This window comes from Pseudomonas sp. ASL9 (assembly GCF_056680335.1).
On the sequence record NZ_CM155277.1, the window covers coordinates 2,530,587 to 2,549,091 of the forward strand.

Consider the following 18,505-nt stretch of genomic DNA (forward strand, 5'->3'; position numbering starts at 1 on the left):
GTTTGTTTCAATATCCCTCGCAGAGGCCAACGGCTGGCCCTGCTTGCGATTTTTTGAAATCTCGGGTAACCAATAGATCTGGCAAGTTCCCTGCATTTAATTCATGCAGCGTCGACGCATGCGATTACGTAACAGATGAGATCCCGCTGCCAGAAAAGGTAGGACTCACCGTTGCGTAAACACCGCCGGGAACATGTGGTTTAGCCATCATCGGTCACCCGAGCGACAGTACTGCCAACCGCCTGTGTTACTGATTCACAGGGATGTCAGTGGTCGTCTCAGGACAATGGAGCGTCATAGATGAGTAACCCGAAAAGCGATGACCTGCAGCGTCAGGCCTCTGAAAATACACTGGGGCTAAACCCGGTCGTGGGTTTGCGAGGTAAAGATTTACTGACCACCGCTCGCATGGTTCTAAGACAAGCCATCAGGCAACCCTTCAACAGCGTCAAGCATGTCGCTCATTTCGGTATCGAACTGAAGAATGTCTTGCTGGGAAAATCCAGCCTGCAACCTGCAAGCGACGACCGTCGATTCGCTGACCCTGCCTGGAGTCAAAACCCGCTGTATCGCCGTTATTTGCAGACGTACCTGGCCTGGCGCAAGGAACTGCACGACTGGATCGGTGACAGCAACCTGTCTGAACAAAACATAAATCGTGGTCATTTCGTGATCAATCTGATGACCGAAGCCATGTCGCCGACCAACAGCGCCGCCAACCCCGCTGCGGTCAAACGTTTTTTCGAAACCGGCGGCAAAAGCGTTCTCGACGGCCTGTCACACCTGGCCAAGGACATCGTGCATAACGGCGGCATGCCGAGCCAGGTCAATATGGACGCCTTCGAAGTCGGCAAAAGCCTCGGCACCACCGAAGGCTCAGTGATCTTTCGCAACGACGTGCTGGAACTGATCCAGTACAAACCGATTACCGAACAGGTGCTTGAGCGGCCGTTACTGGTCGTTCCACCGCAGATCAACAAGTTCTATGTGTTCGACCTGAGCCCGGAGAAAAGCCTGGCGCGCTTCTGCCTGCGCGGTGGCGTGCAGACCTTTATCGTCAGTTGGCGCAACCCGACCAAGGCGCAGCGCGAGTGGGGACTGTCGACCTATATCGACGCGCTCAAGGAAGCGGTGGACGTCGTCCGCGCTATCACGGGCAGCAAAGACATCAACATGCTGGGCGCCTGCTCCGGCGGCATCACCTGCACCGCCCTGCTGGGCCACTACGCCGCGCTGGGCGAGCAGAAGGTCCATGCCCTGACCTTGCTGGTCAGCGTGCTGGACACCACCCTCGACAGCGAGGTCGCGCTGTTCGTCGACGAAAAGACCCTGGAGTCGGCCAAGCGTCACTCCTATCAGGCGGGCGTGCTGGAAGGCCGTGACATGGCCAAGATTTTCGCCTGGATGCGCCCCAACGATCTGATCTGGAACTACTGGGTCAACAATTACCTGTTGGGCAACGAACCACCGGTGTTCGACATCCTGTTCTGGAACAACGACACCACCCGTCTGCCGGCCGCGTTCCATGGCGACCTGATCGAGATGTTCAAGAGCAACCCGCTGATCCGCGCCAACGCCCTGGAAGTGAGCGGCACGCCGATCGACCTGAAGCAGGTCACCAGCGATGTGTTTTGCCTGGCGGGGACCAACGACCACATCACGCCATGGGGCTCGTGCTACAAGTCGGCACGACTGTTCGGCGGCAAGACTGAATTCGTACTTTCCAGCAGCGGTCATATCCAAAGCATTCTCAACCCGCCTGGCAACCCAAAATCACGCTACATGACCAACCCCGAGATGCCGATCGATGCCAAAGAGTGGCAAGAGAACGCGACCAAACACACCGACTCCTGGTGGCTGCACTGGCAAACCTGGCAGGCCGAACGCTCAGGGAAATTGAAAAAGGCGCCGAGCGTTCTCGGTAACAAAGCCTACCCGGCCGGTGAAGCGGCACCCGGCACTTACGTACACGAACGCTAGATAACAAAACAGGGTGCTGATGGATATCTGGAAATGCCATCAGCCTCCGACGCGCGATCACGTGACGAGCAAGCAACATGAGGATGACCTCGACCTGTCTGGAAAAGCTCAGGACGGCTTTCGCCAGCGGTTTAACCCATAGGGCCCGCGCATGTCGCAACCGTTTGTTTTTCGTACCATCGACCTGGATGGCCACACCATCCGCACGGCCGTCCGCCCAGGCAAGGGTGATATGACACCGCTGCTGATTTTCAATGGTATCGGCGCCAACCTGGAGCTGGTCTTTCCGTTCGTCGACGCGCTTGATCCGGACATGGAAGTGATCGCCTTTGATGTGCCGGGGGTCGGCGGCTCTTCCACGCCCAGTCGCCCCTTTCGCTTTCCCGGGTTGGCCAAACTGACGGCGCGGATGCTTGATTACCTGGATTACGGCCAGGTCAATGTGATCGGCGTGTCGTGGGGCGGCGCACTAGCGCAACAGTTCGCCTACGACTATCCCGAGCGCTGCAAAAAACTGGTGCTCGCCGCGACAGCCGCCGGTGCAGTCATGGTGCCGGGCAAGCCTCGCGTGCTATGGCTGATGGCCAGCCCACGGCGTTATATTCAGCCGTCCCATGTCATTCGCATCGCCCCAGAAATCTATGGGGGCGCCTTTCGTCGGGACCCTCACTTGGCCGCCAGCCATGCCGCCAAGGTCCGGTCATCGGGCAAGCTAGGCTATTACTGGCAGCTGTTTGCCGGGGTGGGCTGGACCAGCATCCATTGGCTGCACAAGATTTGTCAGCCGACATTGATCCTCGCGGGCGACGACGATCCGCTCATTCCTTTGATAAATATGCGCCTGCTGGCTTGGCGGATACCCAATGCCCAGCTACACATAATCGACGATGGTCATTTATTTTTGATCACCCGCGCCGAAGCGGTGGCGCCCATCATCATGAAGTTTTTACTGGAAGAGCGGCAGCGCGCGGTCATGCACCCACATCCCGCTCCGGCTCACCGATGGTAATAGGTTTTAGTCATGGCCTGACGAAGGAGTGTTGCCCCCATGCAAGACAAGCCAGTGAAAGGCTCTGCGCCCACCCCGGCCACGTTCATCAATGCGCAAAGCCCCATAGCCGGTTTGCGCGGGCGAGATGTGTTCTCCACGCTGCGCAGCGTGGCCGCCCAAAGCCTGCGCCACCCGATCCACAGCGCCCGCCATGCGCTGGCACTCGGCGGGCAATTGGGTCGCGTATTACTGGGTGACAACCTCCACACGCCCAACCCCCGTGACGGCCGCTTCGCTGATCCTACGTGGCTGCAAAACCCCCTCTATCGACGCGGCTTGCAGGCCTACCTGAGCTGTCAGCATCAACTCAAAAGCTGGATCGATGACAGCGACATGTCCAAGGACGATCGCGCCCGTGCACACTTTATCCTCTCCTTGCTCAGCGATGCCCTGTCACCCTCCAACACCCTGCTCAATCCGCTGGCGGTCAAGGAGCTGTTCAACTCCGGCGGCAGCAGCGTGTTCAAGGGCATCAGCCACATGGTCGATGACCTGATGCACAACAACGGCCTGCCCAGCCAGATCACCAAAGATGCGTTCGAGGTCGGCAGGACTGTCGCAACCACCCCTGGAGCGGTGGTGTTCCGCAACGAACTGCTGGAGCTGATCCAGTACAAGCCGATGAGCGAAAAGCAGTACGCACGGCCACTGCTGATCGTCCCGCCGCAAATCAACAAGTACTACATTTTCGACCTCAGCCCGGCCAACAGCTTCGTCCAGTACGCGCTGAAAAACGGCCTGCAAGTGTTCATGCTCAGTTGGCGCAACCCGGATGTGCGTCATCGCGAGTGGGGGTTATCCAGCTACGTCGAAGCCCTTGAAGAAGCGATGAACGTATGCCGCGCCATTACCGGCAGCCGCGAAGTAAACCTGTTGGGCGCCTGCGCCGGTGGCCTGACCATGGGCGCGCTGCAAGGCCATCTCCAGGCCAAGCGGCAACTGCGCCGAGTCTCCAGTGCGACCTATCTGGTCAGCCTGCTGGACAGTCAGATCGACAGCGCGGCGACCCTGTTCATCGATGAACAGACCCTGGAAACTGCCAAGCGCCGCTCTTACCAGCAAGGCGTGCTGGATGGCCGCGACATGGCCAAAGTCTTCGCCTGGATGCGCCCCAACGACTTGATCTGGAATTACTGGGTCAACAACTACCTGCTGGGCAAGGCGCCACCGCCGTTCGACATTCTCTACTGGAACAACGACAACACTCGCCTGCCCGCCGCGCTACATGGCGACCTGCTGGACTTCTTCAAACACAATCCGCTCAGCCACCCCGGCGGCCTGGAAGTCTGCGGCACACCGATCGATATGCAGAAAGTCACGGTGGACAGCTTCAGCGTGGCCGGGATCAACGACCACATCACACCGTGGGACACGGTCTATCGCTCGACCTTGCTGCTCGGTGGCGACCGGCGCTTCTTGCTGGCCAACAGTGGCCATGTGCAAAGCATCCTTAACCCACCTGGCAACACCAAATCGAACTACATCGAAAACAGCAAACTCACCAGCGACCCCCGGGCCTGGTACTACGATGGAAAAACCGTCGAAGGCAGCTGGTGGCCGAACTGGCTGAACTGGATTCAACAGCGCTCCGGCGCGCAACGAGAAACCCTCGTGGCCCTCGGCAACCAGAACTACCCACCGATGGAGGCCGCGCCTGGAACCTATGTGCACGTTCGTTAACGTCTTGTCTTCACCCGAACCTGTGGGAGGCTTCGCCGCGTCTTCGACGCTACGCTGTCGCGCAGTAAACTGGGTTGTGATTTGTGGGTTGTTATCGGTGGTGGTGTGTCAGATGAGCCGCCTTCGCGAATAAATTCGCTCCCACCGCAGGCTGTGTGAAAACCTTGGAGACCGAGTGGCCGGCTAAAAAACGTACTAAAAATCGCGCCCCTACGTGAATTCTAGGTCTGTATACCAGACGAGCTTTTTCAGAATTCACGTGAGAGCGCGCAGTTCATTTTCTGGCGAGGGTTTTCACACAGCCTGCACCGGGATCTTGATTTGTTTCTAAAGTGTTGTGTGAATTGAGTATCAAATTACGGCAAGGCCCCTTTTCCAGGAGGCCGAGCGCAGGCGTTGCGCAGGGGGTAACGAGGCAAGGATGCCGAGTAAGCCGCACGGGGCCAGGGACGGCCCCTTGCGGCGACCCCCGGAGCAACGCCGGAGCGAGGGAAATCCGAGCCTAGGCGAGGATCCGCATGGAGGGGCAAGCGTTTTGGAGTACCTTTTTGGCGTTTGAAAAAGGTTCCTCGCTGTAAGAGCGAAACCGTAATTCCAGCACACGCCAATGCCGGATATTCACACAAATACAAGCACCAACTCATTGTTTTTAAAGGATTAAAAAGCAGTTTTATGAGAGCAGGCTTGCCTGCTCCTACAAGTTGACGTGTATTCCTGAAACCCCAAACAAGAAGACTGGATGAAAACCCGCGACCGCATCCTTGAATGTGCCCTGCACTTGTTCAACCAACAGGGCGAACCCAACGTCTCGACACTGGGCATCGCTAACGAACTGGGGATCAGCCCCGGCAACCTTTACTACCACTTCCACGGCAAGGAACCGCTGGTAATGGGCTTGTTCGAGCGCTTTCAAACAGAACTGTCGCCGCTGCTCAACCCACCCGCCGACGCGCAACTGGCGCCGGAAGACTACTGGGTGTTCATGCACTTGATTGTCGAGCGCCTGTCCCATTACCGTTTTCTGTTCCAGGACCTGTCCAACCTCGCTGGCCGCCTGCCAAAACTGGCACGCGGTATCCGCAACCTGCTCAACGCACTAAAACGCACCCTGGCATCGTTACTGGCGCAGTTGAAAGCACAGGGGCAACTGGTCAGCGAAACACAAGCACTGGGGCAACTGGTAGAACAGATCAGCATGACCCTGCTGTTTTCCCTGGACTACCAACGCATCCTCGGCAAAGAAGGCGAAGTCCGCGTCGTCGTCTACCAGATCATGATGCTGGTCGCGCCCCACCTGATCCCCGAATCTCGGCAGGGGGTAGAGAAATTAGCGATGCATTATCTGGAGGAGTAGTCGAATCCGACCACGCCGTCCCCCTCATCGGTAAAGCACAAACAAAAAAAAGCCCGACCTTGCGGCCGGGCTTTTGGCAGTCCGTAAAAGTCAGGACTGGCTGGCTGGCGTCGACGCAGGCGTCGTTGCTGGCGCAGGGGTTGCTGCCGGAGCAGGTGTAGCGCTCGGAGCAGCGGCTACTGCCGGCATTGCCGGTTTGGGCGCTGCGGCTTTTGGCGTCGCAGGCTTTTTAGTGGCTGCGGCTGGCTTGGCTGCTGCTGCTGCTGGTTTCGCAGCTGGCTTGGCCGGTGCTTTAGCTGCAACGGGTTTGGCCGCAGGTTTAGCAGCAGGCTTGGCCGCCGCCGTTTTGGCCGGTGCTTTAACCGCAGGTTTTACCGCGGCCTTAGCCAATGGTTTTGCAGCGGCTTTGGCCGATACAGGGGTCACCGACGCACCGGTCAGTTTCTCGATTTGCTTGGTCAGGAGATCGACCTTGCTGTGCAGCGCTTTGACTTCATTGCGGCTCGGGACACCAAGGCGCGAGATGGCGCTGTTCAGGCGCTTGTCGAAAGCACCTTCGAGTTCGCTCCACTTACCCAGTGCAAGGTCCTTGACGTCGCCCACTCGGGATTTTGCCGATTGCGCCTTTTCCTTCGCTGCATCGACTTGTTTGCCGACGTCGCTCTTGGTTTGTTTTTCGGCTTTCTCGCCGTCTTTGACCAAGTTTTCGAAAAGCTTACTGCCGTCATTGCTGATCTTGGAGTAAGCGCCTAAACCAGCCAGCCAGATTTGACGGGAGTATTTTTCAACCTCGCCAATCCAGGAGCTGCCTTCTTTTTCGATTTTCTTTTTGCCAGCCATCCCGCTCTCCTTATTGTTTACGCGCGACACGTTCAAGCAATGTCGTCAGCCCATCGAGCTTAGCAGAGAGTGTCTCAACATCCTGTTTAGACGCAATGCCAAAGCGATTCAAGGCGCTGGCAACACGGCGATCAAAAGCCTTCTCGACTTTGATGAGTTGCACTTCGAATTTGCCCTTGACGCCTGTCACTTCTTTTTTGATCGTGTCGATCTCACTGTTGGCAGCTTCGATCTGTTTATCGACGACTTTCTTGCCCTTCTTTTCAGCTTCTTCGCCGGTCTTGATCAGGTCTTTGACGTACTCGGCGCCTTCTTGACCGGCCTTGGCGTAGGCACCCAGGCCAGCCAGCCAGATCTTGCGGGCATAAACTTTTACTTCAGAAAGAGCCGTGGTTTGCTCGACTTCAACTTTCTTCTTCAAGGCTACTTTGGCCATGGTGCACCTCACGCTCAAAAAGGTAGGAGGAACTGCCCACTGTGTTTATGGGCATGAGCACAAAGTAATCAGAAAAATTAGAATGATCACCCTAGGTTGGTGACAATGTTGAACAGCATCGGGCTGTGGGATGGGCGACGTGTTTAATCCATAAACATCACACCGCCGCGAGAGGACGCAGGCCACTCAAGCCTGCAGTTCTTTGTCCAGGACCCTTTCAACCTCTGACTTGATGGTGCCGCTCATGGCCGACAGGAAGAAGTTAAGCTCGATACTGACCCTAATCAGCGTGTCTTCGACCTCGATTTTCCCTTTGGCGCCCTTGCCCTCGAGTTCGACCACATCGCCTGACCATGTCGGTTTCAGCGAAAATTTCTCAGCCAGCTTCAGCACCAAATGTTCTGCCTTTTCCCGCGCAGCTTCGCGGCCAAGGGTGTGTTCACGTTCAACAGTTATATGGGCCATGCAAGGATTCCCTGGTCGGTTTCAAGCCACATTCTATAGCGCGCCACTATAGCAGCGAGGCCAAGAGGAAACGTCAACCGTGAGCCTTGTCAAGACAAAGGCTCCCCCGACGATTAGAATGGCCGCACTTTATTCCGGTGACAGCGATATGAACGATCCGCGCAAAGGCAGCGATGCCGAACCCACCACTCATTTCGGCTACAAAAACGTGCCGGAAAGCCAGAAAGCCGAGAAAGTCGCTGAGGTTTTCCACTCCGTTGCGGCCAAGTACGACTTGATGAACGACCTGCTGTCCGGTGGTATGCACCGACTGTGGAAGCGTTTTGCCATTGAGCTGTCCGGCGTACGCACGGGCAACCGCGTGCTGGACATTGCCGGCGGTACTGGGGACCTGGCGAGAAAGTTTTCGCATCTGGTCGGCCCGACCGGCGAAGTGGTGCTGGCGGATATCAACGCGTCGATGTTGAAAGTCGGCCGCGACCGTCTGCTGGACCTGGGTGTGGCGGGCAACGTCAAGTTCGTCCAGGCCGACGCGGAAAAGCTGCCGTTCCCGGACAACCATTTCGACTGTGTGACCATTGCCTTTGGCCTGCGCAACGTGACGCATAAAGAAGACGCCCTGCGTTCGATGCTGCGCGTACTCAAGCCCGGCGGTCGCCTGTTGGTCCTGGAGTTCTCCAAACCGACCAACGCGCTGATGTCCAAGGCCTATGACGCTTACTCGTTCGCGTTCATGCCGCTGATGGGCAAACTGATTACCAATGACTCGGAAAGCTACCGCTATCTGGCGGAGTCGATCCGCATGCACCCGAATCAGGAAACCCTCAAGTCGATGATGGTAGAAGCCGGTTTCGACCGTGTGACTTATCACAACATGACCGCAGGCATCGTTGCCCTGCATCGCGGCATTAAACCCTGATGCTACTCAGCGGCTTGCTCGCCAGCATCGAGCTTGGCATCAACCGTGTGCTGCGCATGGACAGCACCGCCCTGCCACGCCTGGAGCGTCTGGCAGGCAAGGTGATTGCGGTCGATTGCCGTAATCCTGCCTTGCAGCTGTTCATTATGCCCAGCGACGAAGGCTTGCTGTTGGCGGCCCACTGGGCTGCTGAAGCCGACTGCACGTTGCGTGCGCCGGCGTCGAGCTTGCTGCGCCTGGCCTTGAGTCAGGACAAAACCGCCGTGCTGCATGGCCCTGAAGTCGAGCTTGAAGGCGACAGTGGCGTATTGCTGGAGCTGGTCGGCGTGCTGCAAGACCTTGAGCTGGATTGGGAGTACGAACTCTCACGCTGGCTCGGTCCGGTTGCCAGCCCGTTGCTCGGAGGTCATCTGCGCAGCAGTGCCCGCTGGACCCGCGACAGTCTTGCCCAGCTCACGCACAACCTCGCCGACTACCTCAGTGAGGAGTCGCGCGCACTGGTCGGTCAGCGTGAGGCCGAAGCCCGCTTCGCCGAACTGGACCAGACCAAGCTTGACCTTGAACGTCTCGAGGCGCGCTTCGAGCGCCTTGCCCTCGCCCTCAAACCCAGCGATAACGCATGAAGCTGCTTGCCGTCCGCCGTCTGTTTCGTATCCAACGCGTCGTGATCCGCTACCGTCTCGATGACCTGTTGTTTGCCCTGCCGCTGCCTTGGTGGATGCTCGCCCTGCGTTATGCCATGCCGTGGCGCTGGTTTCCGCGCAAAACCCTGGCGCTGAGCCGTGGCGCACGATTACGCCTGGCCTTGCAAGACCTGGGTCCGATTTTCATCAAGTTCGGCCAGTTGCTCTCCACCCGCCGCGACCTGCTTCCCGAGGACATCGCCGACGAGTTGATGCACTTGCAGGATCGCGTGCCACCGTTCGACTCGCAGTTGGCCATTGACCTGATCGAAGCGCAGCTCGGCGCAAAGATCAGCGACGTGTTCCGCCGCTTCGATGTCGCCCCGCTGGCCTCCGCCTCCGTGGCGCAAGTACACGCCGCGCAGCTCAAAAGTGGCGAAGAGGTGGTGGTCAAGGTCGTGCGCCCAGGCCTCAAGCCGATCATCAAACAGGATCTGGCATGGCTGTTTATTCTGGCCCGCATAGCCGAACGGCTCTCGGCCGATGCACGCCTGCTGCACCCGGTGGAGGTGGTCATCGATTACGAAAAGACCATCTACGACGAACTCGACTTGTTGCGCGAAGCGGCCAACTCCAGCCAGCTGCGACGCAACTTCGAAGGCTCGCCGCTGCTTTACGTACCGCAAGTCTATTGGGACTGGTGCCGCCCAAGCGTGCTGGTGATGGAGCGTATCTACGGCATTCAGGTCACCGACCTGGCGACCCTGGCCGATCAGCGCACCGACATGAAAATGCTCGCCGAACGCGGCGTGGAGATTTTCTTCACCCAGGTGTTTCGTGACAGCTTTTTCCATGCCGACATGCACCCAGGCAACATTTTCGTCAGCACCGTGCAGCCCTGGAGCCCGCAATACATTGCCATCGACTGCGGCATTGTCGGCAGCCTGACACCCGAAGATCAGGATTATCTGGCGCGCAACCTGTTTGCATTCTTCAAACGCGACTATCGCCGCGTGGCACAGCTACATATCGATTCGGGCTGGGTACCGGCGCACACCAAACTCCACGAATTCGAAGCGGCGATCCGTACCGTTTGCGAACCGATTTTCGAGAAACCGCTCAAGGACATTTCCTTCGGCCAAGTGCTGATGCGCCTGTTCCAGACCGCGCGCCGCTTCAATATGGAAGTCCAGCCGCAACTGGTGCTGTTGCAGAAAACCCTGCTCAACATCGAGGGACTGGGGCGTCAACTGTACCCGGAGCTGGATTTGTGGAGCACCGCACAGCCGTTTTTGGAGCGCTGGATGCGCGAGCGCGTCAGCCCGAAAACCCTGCTGCACAACCTGCAAACGCAGGTCGAACAGATACCCCACCTGGCCAGCATGACCCGCGACCTGCTGGAGCGTGCGTCCCAGTCCCAAACCGCCGACTCGCCACCCCCCTGGCGTGAGCGTAGCGACGGCTGGGCGCTGCGTCTGATCGGCGCAGGCTTGCTGGCCGGTGGCGCGGTATTGGCCTCGACCCTGGCCGCCGGCAGCACAGCATTGGTCACGCTGACAGCGTGGCCGGCGTGGATCATGCTGGCGGCAGGTTTGTATCTTGTCGTGCGCCGATAGCCAGCAGCCTGGGCCGCTGGCACACTATTCAATCCGCCAGAGCTACACGCCTGGCTGCCGGAGTCGACGATGAAAGACTGGCTGGACGAGATTCACTGGAACAGCGATGGTTTGGTACCTGCGATTGCTCAGGACCATATAACCGGGCGCGTGTTGATGATGGCCTGGATGAATCGCGAAGCCCTGAGCTTGACCGCGACCGAGAACCGGGCCATTTATTGGTCGCGTTCCCGTGGCAAACTTTGGCGTAAAGGTGAAGAATCAGGGCATGTGCAAAAGCTCCATGAATTGCGCCTCGACTGCGACGCTGACGTGATTATCCTGAAGGTCGAACAGATCGGCGGGATTGCCTGCCACACCGGTCGTGAGAGCTGCTTCTACCGGGTGTATGACGACGCTGGCTGGAAGGTCGTCGACCCCGTACTCAAGGACCCGCACGCTATCTATCAGGCAGGACACACACATGACTGACACCCTGACCCGCCTGGCCGAAGTGCTCGAAGCACGCAAGGGCGCCGCTGCTGACAGCTCTTATGTCGCCAGCCTGTATCACAAAGGTTTGAACAAGATTCTGGAAAAGGTCGGTGAAGAATCGGTCGAAACCATCATTGCCGCCAAGGATGCCGCTATCAGCGGTGACTGCAGCGATGTTATCTACGAGACTGCCGACCTGTGGTTTCACAGTCTGGTAATGCTTGCAGCATTGGGTCAGCATCCGCAGGCTGTGCTCGATGAACTGGATCGTCGCTTCGGGCTGTCAGGGCATACTGAAAAAGCCTCACGCTCAGCCGACTAAACACGAACTTCTAGGAGGAACGCTTCATGGGTATTTTTGACTGGAAACACTGGCTCATCATTTTGGTTGTCGTTGTCCTGGTGTTCGGCACCAAGAAACTCAAAGGTCTTGGCACTGATGTCGGTGAGTCGATCAAGGGTTTTCGCAAAGCCATGAACGATGAGGAAAAACCTGCCGAACAACAGCCGCCGATGCAGCCGCCACAAGCGACTCCGGGCTCGACGTTGCACGAGCCACACACCATCGACGCGCAAGCACATAAAGTCGAAGAGCCAATCCGCAAAGACTAGGTCGTGTTGAATGTTTGGTATCAGCTTCTCTGAACTAATGCTCGTCGGTCTCGTCGCCCTGCTGGTGCTTGGGCCCGAGCGCCTGCCCGGTGCGGCGCGCACCGCTGGCCTTTGGGTCGGGCGGCTGAAACGCAGTTTCAATGCGATCAAACAGGAAGTTGAGCGAGAAATCGGCGCCGACGAAATTCGTCGGCAGCTGCACAACGAGCACATTATGTCGCTGGAGCAGGAAGCCAAAAAGATCTTCGCCCCGCAAGAGGCACCGGTCGAACCCGTCGCTACGGTCAGCCCGCCTGTGGAAGCGCAATCCATCGCGCCACCTGCACCTGTACCCGCAACGCCCGTCACCTCGACTGAGCCCGCTGCCGTTGTCTCGGACCCCGTCGTTCCGGCAGCACCAGCACCAGCACCAGCACCAGCACCAACTGAGACTGCACCGGTCGCACACGTCACTGCGGTGCCGAATGCACCGTCCGTCAACGATTCATCTTTGCCACCGCGAGCCCCATGAGCGCTGATATCCCGGAAAACGATCAGCAAATGCCGCTGATCTCGCACCTCACCGAGCTGCGCACACGCCTGTTGCGTTGCGTTGTGGCGATATTTTTGATCTTTGCCGGGTTGTTTTACTTCACCCAGAAGATCTACACCCTGGTCTCCGCGCCATTGCGGGTGTACTTGCCCGAAGGCGCGACGATGATCGCGACCGATGTGGCCTCGCCGTTCCTGACGCCCTTCAAGCTGACCATGATGTGCTCGCTGTTTCTGGCGATGCCGGTGATCCTGCATCAGATCTGGGGCTTTATTGCACCGGGCCTGTACAAGCATGAAAAACGTGTCGCCGTACCGCTGCTGGTGTCGAGCATCATCCTGTTCTATTCAGGCATGGCCTTCGCGTACTTTTTGGTGTTCCCGCTGATTTTCCACTTCTTCGCCAGCGTGACCCCGGAAGGCGTTTCAATGATGACCGACATCACCAGTTATCTGGACTTTGTCATGACCCTGTTCTTCGCCTTCGGTGTCGCTTTCGAGATCCCGGTGGCAGTGGTGTTGCTGGTGTGGATCGGCATCGTCGACGTCAAATACCTGAAAAAAATGCGCCCGTACGTGATCATTGGCTGCTTCGTGGTCGGCATGATTCTGACCCCACCGGACATCTTTTCGCAGACATTGCTCGCGGTGCCGATGTGGCTGCTGTTTGAGATTGGCGTGTTGTGCAGCGGCATGATCGTCAAGCGTGGCGATCACCCGGATGACCAGCCAAACGATGACACCGACAAACACGATCAACCACCTGCGACCCAGCCGTGAATCTGCTGTTGCTCGAAGATGCCGACTTTATCGCGGCTGACCGAGTCATCCTGCGCGACCGCCGCCTCAAGCACATGCAAGAGGTGCATCGCGCCGTGGTGGGTGACACCCTGCGTGTGGGCCGCATCGGTGGCTTGCTCGGTACTGCCGAGCTCCTGCGCCTGGAAAGCCACGAAGCCGAATTGCAGATCAGCCTTGATCGCGCCCCACCGGCCAAACTGCCCCTGACCCTGTTGTTAGCCTTGCCCAGGCCGAAGATGCTGCGCCGGGTATTCCAGACAGTGGCAACCATGGGCGTGCCCAGGGTGATTCTGCTCAACAGCTATCGGGTGGAAAAAAGCTTCTGGCAAACACCCTTCCTCGAGCCCGAAGCGATCCGCGAACAACTTATATTGGGCCTGGAACAGGCGCGCGACTGCGTACTGCCGGAGATCCTGATCGAAAAGCGCTTCAAACCCTTCGTCGAAGACCGTCTGCCTCAGTGGGTTGAAGGCAGCCTCGGTCTTGTCGGTCATCCCGGTGACTACCCTGCCTGCCCGCGTGGCATAGAACAGCCAGTGACGCTGGCCATCGGGCCGGAAGGCGGCTGGATCCCCTACGAAATCGACCTGCTGGGCAAGGCGGGCCTACAACCTGTCCAGCTCGGCGAACGCATCCTGCGGGTCGAAACTGCTGTAACGGCCCTGCTCGCCCGGCTTTTCTAACGCAGCAGCCGTATCAATCCGCGCGACTGAATGGGCAACGCCGAGTCGAACAATGGCTGAAATTTCCTACGAGACCCGTCCGACTTTATCAGCCAGCACACTTCAGTTCCAAGCCGTGCCGCCGATGTATGGGTACTCTCTATAAATAATAAATTCACCCCAAGGAGCCGCCATGTACAGCTGGTTAGTCCGATGCCTCGGAAATGTAAGCGTCAGCCTGAAACTGGGCTTCGGTTTCGGTCTGGTGCTATTGATGACGCTGCTGATCACCCTTACCGGCTGGCTGAGCATCACGTCGCTGATTGATCGGGGTGACAAGCTGGCATCGATCACGCAAATCAATGACCTGACCAAAGACCTGCGTGTCGCTCGGCAACTTTACGAGGTGCAACTCAACGCTGACTCAGCAGCGGGAGTCAGCAGTGTTATCGACAAAATCGAGCAGAGCCTGCGCACCGCAAGCAGCAAGGTCCAGGACAAAGCGAACAAAGATATGCTCGACGAGCAGATCCAGGCCAACGACAGTTACCGCCGCGCTTTCGCCGACATGACTCAAGCCATTCAAACCCGCGAAGCGAGTCGCGTGAACCTGGGTGCTACCGCCGACCGCGCCGTGGAGCAAGTTTCCGGCATCGAGGAATCACTGCTTAAGGGCGATAGCATTCTGGCGTTCAACAATGTTGTGGAACTGAGCAAACTGATCCAGCAGGCACGCTTTCAGGTGGCGGGCTACACCTACAGCGGCAAGCCTGAATACGAACAGAACGCCAACGCTGCTATCGACGCAGCGCTGACCGGGCTTAACACCCTGCCCGGTTCGATACCGTCCGAGTATCTGGGCAAGCTCAAAGACGCCAGCGATGCCCTCAAGGCCTATCGCAGTGCCGTGGGCCAATACCGCGACGCCCAACTGCTGAGCCAGCAAGCGACGGCTAAAATGTCTAGCCTGGGTGATCGCTTGCGGGCCCTCAGTGTCCAACTGTCTGCATCGCAAAACCAAATGCGTGATGCCGACAGCGCTGAAGCCCGCTCCACGCTCAGCATCGCCACTGTCCTGGCACTGCTCCTGGGTGCCATTGCCGCCTGGGCTATCACCCGCCAAATCGTCATCCCGCTGCTACAAACACTCAAAGTCGTGGAGCGCGTCGCCTCCGGTGACTTGAGCCAGGATTTACACGTCGAGCGCAAGGATGAGCTGGGGCAGTTGCAGCGCAGCATTCAACGCATGACCAGCAGCCTGCGCACCTTGATTGGTGGCATCAGCGACGGTGTAACGCAAATCGCCAGCGCGGCTGAAGAACTGTCCGCCGTGACCGAACAAACCAGCGCCGGGGTTAACAGCCAGAAAGTCGAAACCGATCAGGTGGCCACTGCCATGCACGAAATGACGGCCACCGTTCAGGAAGTCGCGCGCAATGCCGAAGAGGCGTCCGAAGCCGCTGTCGCCGCCGATCAACAGGCGCGGGAAGGCGACCGCGTGGTCAAGGAAGCCATCGCCCAGATCGAACGTCTGGCCCGTGAAGTGGGCAACTCCACCGACGCGATGACTGAACTCCAGCGTGAAAGCGACAAGATCGGCAGCGTGCTCGACGTAATCAAATCCGTTGCCCAACAGACCAACCTGCTGGCGCTCAACGCGGCCATTGAAGCCGCGCGTGCAGGGGAAGCTGGTCGTGGTTTCGCCGTGGTTGCCGATGAAGTGCGCAGCCTGGCCCAGCGCACACAAAAATCCACCGAAGAGATCGAGGAGCTGATCGCAGGCCTGCAAAAAGGCACCCAGCAAGTCGCGACGATCATGGACAGCAGCCGCAGCCTGACCGTCAGCAGTGTAGAACTGACGCGCAGCGCCGGCAGCTCGCTGGAGAATATTGCTCGCACCGTCTCGGCGATCCAGGGCATGAACCAGCAAATCGCCGCCGCTGCCGAGCAACAAAGCGCCACCGCCGAAGAGATCAACCGCAGCGTGTTGAACGTCCGCGACGTCTCCGAGCAAACCGCAGCGTCCAGTGAAGAAACCGCAGCATCCAGTGTCGAACTGGCACGCCTGGGTAGCCATCTGCAAACGCTGGTGGCCAAGTTCAGAGTGTAGAACCGCACATCCCTGTAGAAGCTGCCGCAGGCTGCGATCGACCGCAAAGCGGACGTTCTCTTGAGATCGCTGAAGGCCGTTCCGGCCTTATCGCAGCCTGCGGCAGCTCCTACATTAGTTTTGTAATTGCCCCTCCCCCTCGATTTTCAGACTTTTCCTACGACCTATTCAGGTCCAGCGAGCCCTTCCCCTGCCGATGCGTTAACCAGGCACAACGATGTTTTGCCCACTTTTCGTATCCCTTGCAGGAGAACTCTCATGTTCCGATCCCTGACCCAGGCTCTGGGCAATACAAGCGTGAAACTTAAACTTGCACTGGGCTTCGGCCTGGTCTTACTGCTAACTCTGGCGATCACTCTGACAGGCTGGCATGCACTGGACACGATGATCGAGCGCTCCGAAAAGCTGACGGCAATCGGCCAGTTGAGCAACGCGAGCAAGGATCTACGTATCGAGCGGATCACGTTTCGCGTGGAAAATACGCCGGAAAACGCCGCAGCAGTGGTTAAGCGCCTTAACGAACTCGAAGCGCAGCTCAATGCGCTACGCAGCACCATGAGTGACCCAAACAACCTCACGCAGCTATCAGATCAGAGTGAAACGGTACGCACGCTTGAAAGAACGTTCACCGAACTCGGGCAAACATTGAAGGCTCGCGACAAAACCCGTGAACAGCTTGAGCAGCAGTCCGAGCAGGCCATGAAAACCGTAGCACAGGTGGAAACCGAGGTGCTGAAGGCGGTCAGTCAGGAGCAGGACAGCAGCGAACGGCTGGGTGAATTCACCAACATTTCGCAGCTGCGTCAGCAGATCGAGACTGCCCGCTATCACGTGCAGGCTTATACCTTCAGCGGTCAGGAGCAGTACGAACTGGCGGCGATTGCAGCCATTGATGAGGCACTCAAAGAGGTCAGCCAGATAGCCGAGGATCAGGCCGACGCCAATATCTCCGGGCTGCAACAGGCAAATCAGACTTTACAGAACTATCGCGAAAAACTAGGTCAGTTCAAAGACACTCAGATCAAGGCCGAAGCCGCGCAAGAGACCATGGAAGCGCTGGGTAACCATTTGCTCGCCTCAAGCGCCGAGTTGAGTAACCTCCAGACCGCCCAGCGCGATACCGAGGCGGCGCGGGCGCGCACCACCTTGACCAGTGTTGCCGCTCTTGCGCTGCTTCTTGGACTCTCGGCTGCCTGGATAATCACCCGGCAGATCATCGTCCCCCTGCAGCAAACACTGATAGCCGCCGGACGCATCGCTCAAGGCGACTTGAGCAAAGACCTGATTGTTGAGCGCCGCGATGAAATGGGCCAACTGCAAACCAGCATGCAGCAAATGACCCTGAGCCTTCGCGAGCTGATCGGTGGGATTGGCGACGGCGTTACGCAGATCGCCAGCGCGGCAGAACAGTTGTCTGCGGTGACGGAGCAGACCAGCATCGGCGTGAACAGCCAAAAAGATGAAACCGATCAGGTCGCCACGGCCATGAACCAGATGACCGCCACCGTCATGGAGGTTGCGCGCAATGCCGAGGAAGCGTCGAACGCAGCAGTCCAGGCCGACCTGCAGGCGCGCGAGGGCGATAAAGTCGTGGCTGAGGCTATCGCCCAGATTGAGCGTCTGGCGGTTGAGGTCGGCAATTCAACCCAGGCGATGAATCAGCTCAAACTGGAAAGCGACAAGATTGGCAGCGTGCTCGATGTGATCAAATCAGTGTCGCAGCAAACCAATCTACTAGCCTTGAACGCCGCCATCGAAGCGGCCCGAGCCGGTGAAGCCGGGCGCGGTTTTGCGGTGGTTGCCGATGAGGTGCGTAGCCTGGCGCAACGCACCCAGCAATCCACAGAAGAAATCGAAGAACTGATCGCCGCCTTGCAGAACGGGACCCAGCAGGTTGTCACCACCCTCGACAACAGCCGCACCCTGTCGGACAACAGCGTCGAATTGAGCCGTCGGGCCGGCAGGGCGCTGGAACACATCACGCTCACCGTCTCGAGCATCCAGAGCATGAACCAGCAAATCGCGACCGCCGGAGAAGAACAAAGCGCCGTTGCCGAGGAAATTACCCGCAGCGTACTGAACGTACGCGATATCGCCGAGCAGACGGCGGCGGCCAGCGAGGAAACGGCAGCCTCGAGTATCGAACTGGCGCGGTTGGGGAGTCATTTGCAGGGATTGGTGGGGCGGTTTCGGGTGTAGTCAGTGAGACCACACTGAATCCTTCGCGAATAAATTCGCTCCCACAAAAAACTGTGTACGTGGGAGCGAATTTATTCGCGAAGGGGCCACTACATCCCATGCAAAAACGCCCCTGAGTTAATCCTCAAGGGCGCTTTCTTATCTCACTACGC

18 protein-coding genes are annotated in these 18,505 nt (G+C 58.2%); 15 read left to right on the plus strand and 3 right to left on the minus strand.

All coding sequences use genetic code 11. From position 1 onward, the window contains the following. Positions 1 to 300 precede the first annotated feature (300 nt). The 4 genes from phaC (AC1ME2_RS11670) to AC1ME2_RS11685 all read left to right on the plus strand — a co-directional run bounded on the left by phaC (AC1ME2_RS11670) (position 301) and on the right by AC1ME2_RS11685 (position 6,065). A complete protein-coding gene (gene phaC, locus AC1ME2_RS11670; RefSeq protein ID WP_480441288.1) occupies positions 301 to 1,980 on the plus strand; it encodes a class II poly(R)-hydroxyalkanoic acid synthase in 1,680 nt (559 codons plus the stop codon). Positions 1,981 to 2,131: 151 nt separating this feature from the next. Then, positions 2,132 to 2,989, plus strand: coding sequence for a poly(3-hydroxyalkanoate) depolymerase (phaZ, locus tag AC1ME2_RS11675; protein ID WP_480441290.1), 858 nt, complete (start codon positions 2,132 to 2,134; stop codon positions 2,987 to 2,989). A 39-nt stretch (positions 2,990 to 3,028) separates the two neighbouring features. After that, a complete protein-coding gene (gene phaC / locus AC1ME2_RS11680) occupies positions 3,029 to 4,711 on the plus strand; it encodes a class II poly(R)-hydroxyalkanoic acid synthase (RefSeq protein ID WP_480441291.1) in 1,683 nt (560 codons plus the stop codon). 739 nt (positions 4,712 to 5,450) lie between these two features. Beyond that, positions 5,451 to 6,065 (plus strand): TetR/AcrR family transcriptional regulator, encoded by a 615-nt coding sequence (locus AC1ME2_RS11685; protein ID WP_480441293.1) that lies wholly within the window; start codon positions 5,451 to 5,453, stop codon positions 6,063 to 6,065. A 90-nt stretch (positions 6,066 to 6,155) separates the two neighbouring features. Here AC1ME2_RS11685 and AC1ME2_RS11690 read toward each other — a convergent pair whose 3' ends face one another. The 3 genes from AC1ME2_RS11690 to AC1ME2_RS11700 form a co-directional block, all read right to left on the minus strand. Further along, positions 6,156 to 6,905 carry a phasin family protein gene (locus AC1ME2_RS11690; protein WP_480441294.1) on the minus strand — a complete coding sequence of 250 codons (750 nt, stop codon included), beginning with the start codon at positions 6,903 to 6,905 and terminating at the stop codon, positions 6,156 to 6,158. Positions 6,906 to 6,915: 10 nt separating this feature from the next. Then, positions 6,916 to 7,341: a phasin family protein gene (locus tag AC1ME2_RS11695; RefSeq protein ID WP_480441296.1), complete on the minus strand. Its 426-nt coding sequence runs from the start codon at positions 7,339 to 7,341 to the stop codon at positions 6,916 to 6,918. Positions 7,342 to 7,527: 186 nt separating this feature from the next. After that, a complete protein-coding gene (locus AC1ME2_RS11700; RefSeq protein WP_480441297.1) occupies positions 7,528 to 7,806 on the minus strand; it encodes a polyhydroxyalkanoic acid system family protein in 279 nt (92 codons plus the stop codon). 148 nt (positions 7,807 to 7,954) lie between these two features. On the opposite strand from AC1ME2_RS11700, the gene ubiE reads away from it, so the two are divergent. The 11 genes from ubiE (at position 7,955) to AC1ME2_RS11755 (ending at position 18,353) form a co-directional block, all read left to right on the plus strand. Beyond that, complete coding sequence (gene ubiE / locus AC1ME2_RS11705; RefSeq protein WP_219063685.1) at positions 7,955 to 8,725, plus strand: bifunctional demethylmenaquinone methyltransferase/2-methoxy-6-polyprenyl-1,4-benzoquinol methylase UbiE; 771 nt, start codon at positions 7,955 to 7,957, stop codon at positions 8,723 to 8,725. Continuing rightward, positions 8,725 to 9,348: a ubiquinone biosynthesis accessory factor UbiJ gene (locus AC1ME2_RS11710; protein WP_480441300.1), complete on the plus strand. Its 624-nt coding sequence runs from the start codon at positions 8,725 to 8,727 to the stop codon at positions 9,346 to 9,348. The genes ubiE and AC1ME2_RS11710 overlap by 1 nt, the downstream gene beginning before the upstream one ends. Further along, positions 9,345 to 10,964 (plus strand): ubiquinone biosynthesis regulatory protein kinase UbiB, encoded by a 1,620-nt coding sequence (gene ubiB, locus AC1ME2_RS11715; RefSeq protein ID WP_480441302.1) that lies wholly within the window; start codon positions 9,345 to 9,347, stop codon positions 10,962 to 10,964. The genes AC1ME2_RS11710 and ubiB overlap by 4 nt, the downstream gene beginning before the upstream one ends. Before the next feature lie 69 nt (positions 10,965 to 11,033). Next, on the plus strand, positions 11,034 to 11,435 hold the full coding sequence (gene hisI, locus AC1ME2_RS11720) for a phosphoribosyl-AMP cyclohydrolase (protein WP_480441303.1): 402 nt from the start codon (positions 11,034 to 11,036) through the stop codon (positions 11,433 to 11,435). Continuing rightward, positions 11,428 to 11,760 carry a phosphoribosyl-ATP diphosphatase gene (locus AC1ME2_RS11725; protein ID WP_480441304.1) on the plus strand — a complete coding sequence of 111 codons (333 nt, stop codon included), beginning with the start codon at positions 11,428 to 11,430 and terminating at the stop codon, positions 11,758 to 11,760. The genes hisI and AC1ME2_RS11725 overlap by 8 nt, the downstream gene beginning before the upstream one ends. Before the next feature lie 26 nt (positions 11,761 to 11,786). After that, positions 11,787 to 12,050, plus strand: coding sequence for a twin-arginine translocase TatA/TatE family subunit (locus AC1ME2_RS11730; protein WP_480441306.1), 264 nt, complete (start codon positions 11,787 to 11,789; stop codon positions 12,048 to 12,050). 10 nt (positions 12,051 to 12,060) lie between these two features. Continuing rightward, positions 12,061 to 12,561, plus strand: a complete 501-nt coding sequence (gene tatB, locus AC1ME2_RS11735; RefSeq protein WP_480441308.1) for a Sec-independent protein translocase protein TatB — start codon at positions 12,061 to 12,063, stop codon at positions 12,559 to 12,561. Beyond that, entirely contained in the window at positions 12,558 to 13,361 is an 804-nt protein-coding gene (gene tatC, locus AC1ME2_RS11740) for a twin-arginine translocase subunit TatC (protein ID WP_480441310.1), read from the plus strand. The genes tatB and tatC overlap by 4 nt, the downstream gene beginning before the upstream one ends. Beyond that, the gene (locus tag AC1ME2_RS11745) at positions 13,358 to 14,065 is read left to right on the plus strand and encodes a 16S rRNA (uracil(1498)-N(3))-methyltransferase (protein ID WP_480441311.1); all 708 of its coding nucleotides are present in this window, start codon (positions 13,358 to 13,360) and stop codon (positions 14,063 to 14,065) included. Before tatC ends, AC1ME2_RS11745 begins: the two co-directional genes overlap by 4 nt. A 172-nt stretch (positions 14,066 to 14,237) precedes the next feature. Continuing rightward, a complete protein-coding gene (locus AC1ME2_RS11750; protein ID WP_480441313.1) occupies positions 14,238 to 16,154 on the plus strand; it encodes a methyl-accepting chemotaxis protein in 1,917 nt (638 codons plus the stop codon). Between the two features lie 258 nt (positions 16,155 to 16,412). Continuing rightward, positions 16,413 to 18,353, plus strand: coding sequence for a methyl-accepting chemotaxis protein (locus tag AC1ME2_RS11755; RefSeq protein WP_480441315.1), 1,941 nt, complete (start codon positions 16,413 to 16,415; stop codon positions 18,351 to 18,353). The last annotated feature ends 152 nt before the right edge of the window (positions 18,354 to 18,505 follow it).

What these genes read in the sequence shown, in the direction of transcription:
- AC1ME2_RS11685 (WP_480441293.1), top strand. Translation starts at nt 5,451, where the DNA reads ATGAAAACCCGCGACCGCATCCTTGAATGTGCCCTGCACTTGTTCAAC.
- phaZ (WP_480441290.1), top strand. Translation starts at nt 2,132, where the DNA reads ATGTCGCAACCGTTTGTTTTTCGTACCATCGACCTGGATGGCCACACC.
- AC1ME2_RS11730 (WP_480441306.1), top strand. Translation starts at nt 11,787, where the DNA reads ATGGGTATTTTTGACTGGAAACACTGGCTCATCATTTTGGTTGTCGTT.
- ubiE (WP_219063685.1), top strand. Translation starts at nt 7,955, where the DNA reads ATGAACGATCCGCGCAAAGGCAGCGATGCCGAACCCACCACTCATTTC.
- AC1ME2_RS11710 (WP_480441300.1), top strand. Translation starts at nt 8,725, where the DNA reads ATGCTACTCAGCGGCTTGCTCGCCAGCATCGAGCTTGGCATCAACCGT.
- ubiB (WP_480441302.1), top strand. Translation starts at nt 9,345, where the DNA reads ATGAAGCTGCTTGCCGTCCGCCGTCTGTTTCGTATCCAACGCGTCGTG.
- AC1ME2_RS11750 (WP_480441313.1), top strand. Translation starts at nt 14,238, where the DNA reads ATGTACAGCTGGTTAGTCCGATGCCTCGGAAATGTAAGCGTCAGCCTG.
- phaC (WP_480441291.1), top strand. Translation starts at nt 3,029, where the DNA reads ATGCAAGACAAGCCAGTGAAAGGCTCTGCGCCCACCCCGGCCACGTTC.
- AC1ME2_RS11690 (WP_480441294.1), bottom strand. Translation starts at nt 6,905, where the DNA reads ATGGCTGGCAAAAAGAAAATCGAAAAAGAAGGCAGCTCCTGGATTGGC.
- tatB (WP_480441308.1), top strand. Translation starts at nt 12,061, where the DNA reads ATGTTTGGTATCAGCTTCTCTGAACTAATGCTCGTCGGTCTCGTCGCC.
- AC1ME2_RS11700 (WP_480441297.1), bottom strand. Translation starts at nt 7,806, where the DNA reads ATGGCCCATATAACTGTTGAACGTGAACACACCCTTGGCCGCGAAGCT.
- hisI (WP_480441303.1), top strand. Translation starts at nt 11,034, where the DNA reads ATGAAAGACTGGCTGGACGAGATTCACTGGAACAGCGATGGTTTGGTA.
- tatC (WP_480441310.1), top strand. Translation starts at nt 12,558, where the DNA reads ATGAGCGCTGATATCCCGGAAAACGATCAGCAAATGCCGCTGATCTCG.
- AC1ME2_RS11695 (WP_480441296.1), bottom strand. Translation starts at nt 7,341, where the DNA reads ATGGCCAAAGTAGCCTTGAAGAAGAAAGTTGAAGTCGAGCAAACCACG.
- phaC (WP_480441288.1), top strand. Translation starts at nt 301, where the DNA reads ATGAGTAACCCGAAAAGCGATGACCTGCAGCGTCAGGCCTCTGAAAAT.
- AC1ME2_RS11755 (WP_480441315.1), top strand. Translation starts at nt 16,413, where the DNA reads ATGTTCCGATCCCTGACCCAGGCTCTGGGCAATACAAGCGTGAAACTT.
- AC1ME2_RS11725 (WP_480441304.1), top strand. Translation starts at nt 11,428, where the DNA reads ATGACTGACACCCTGACCCGCCTGGCCGAAGTGCTCGAAGCACGCAAG.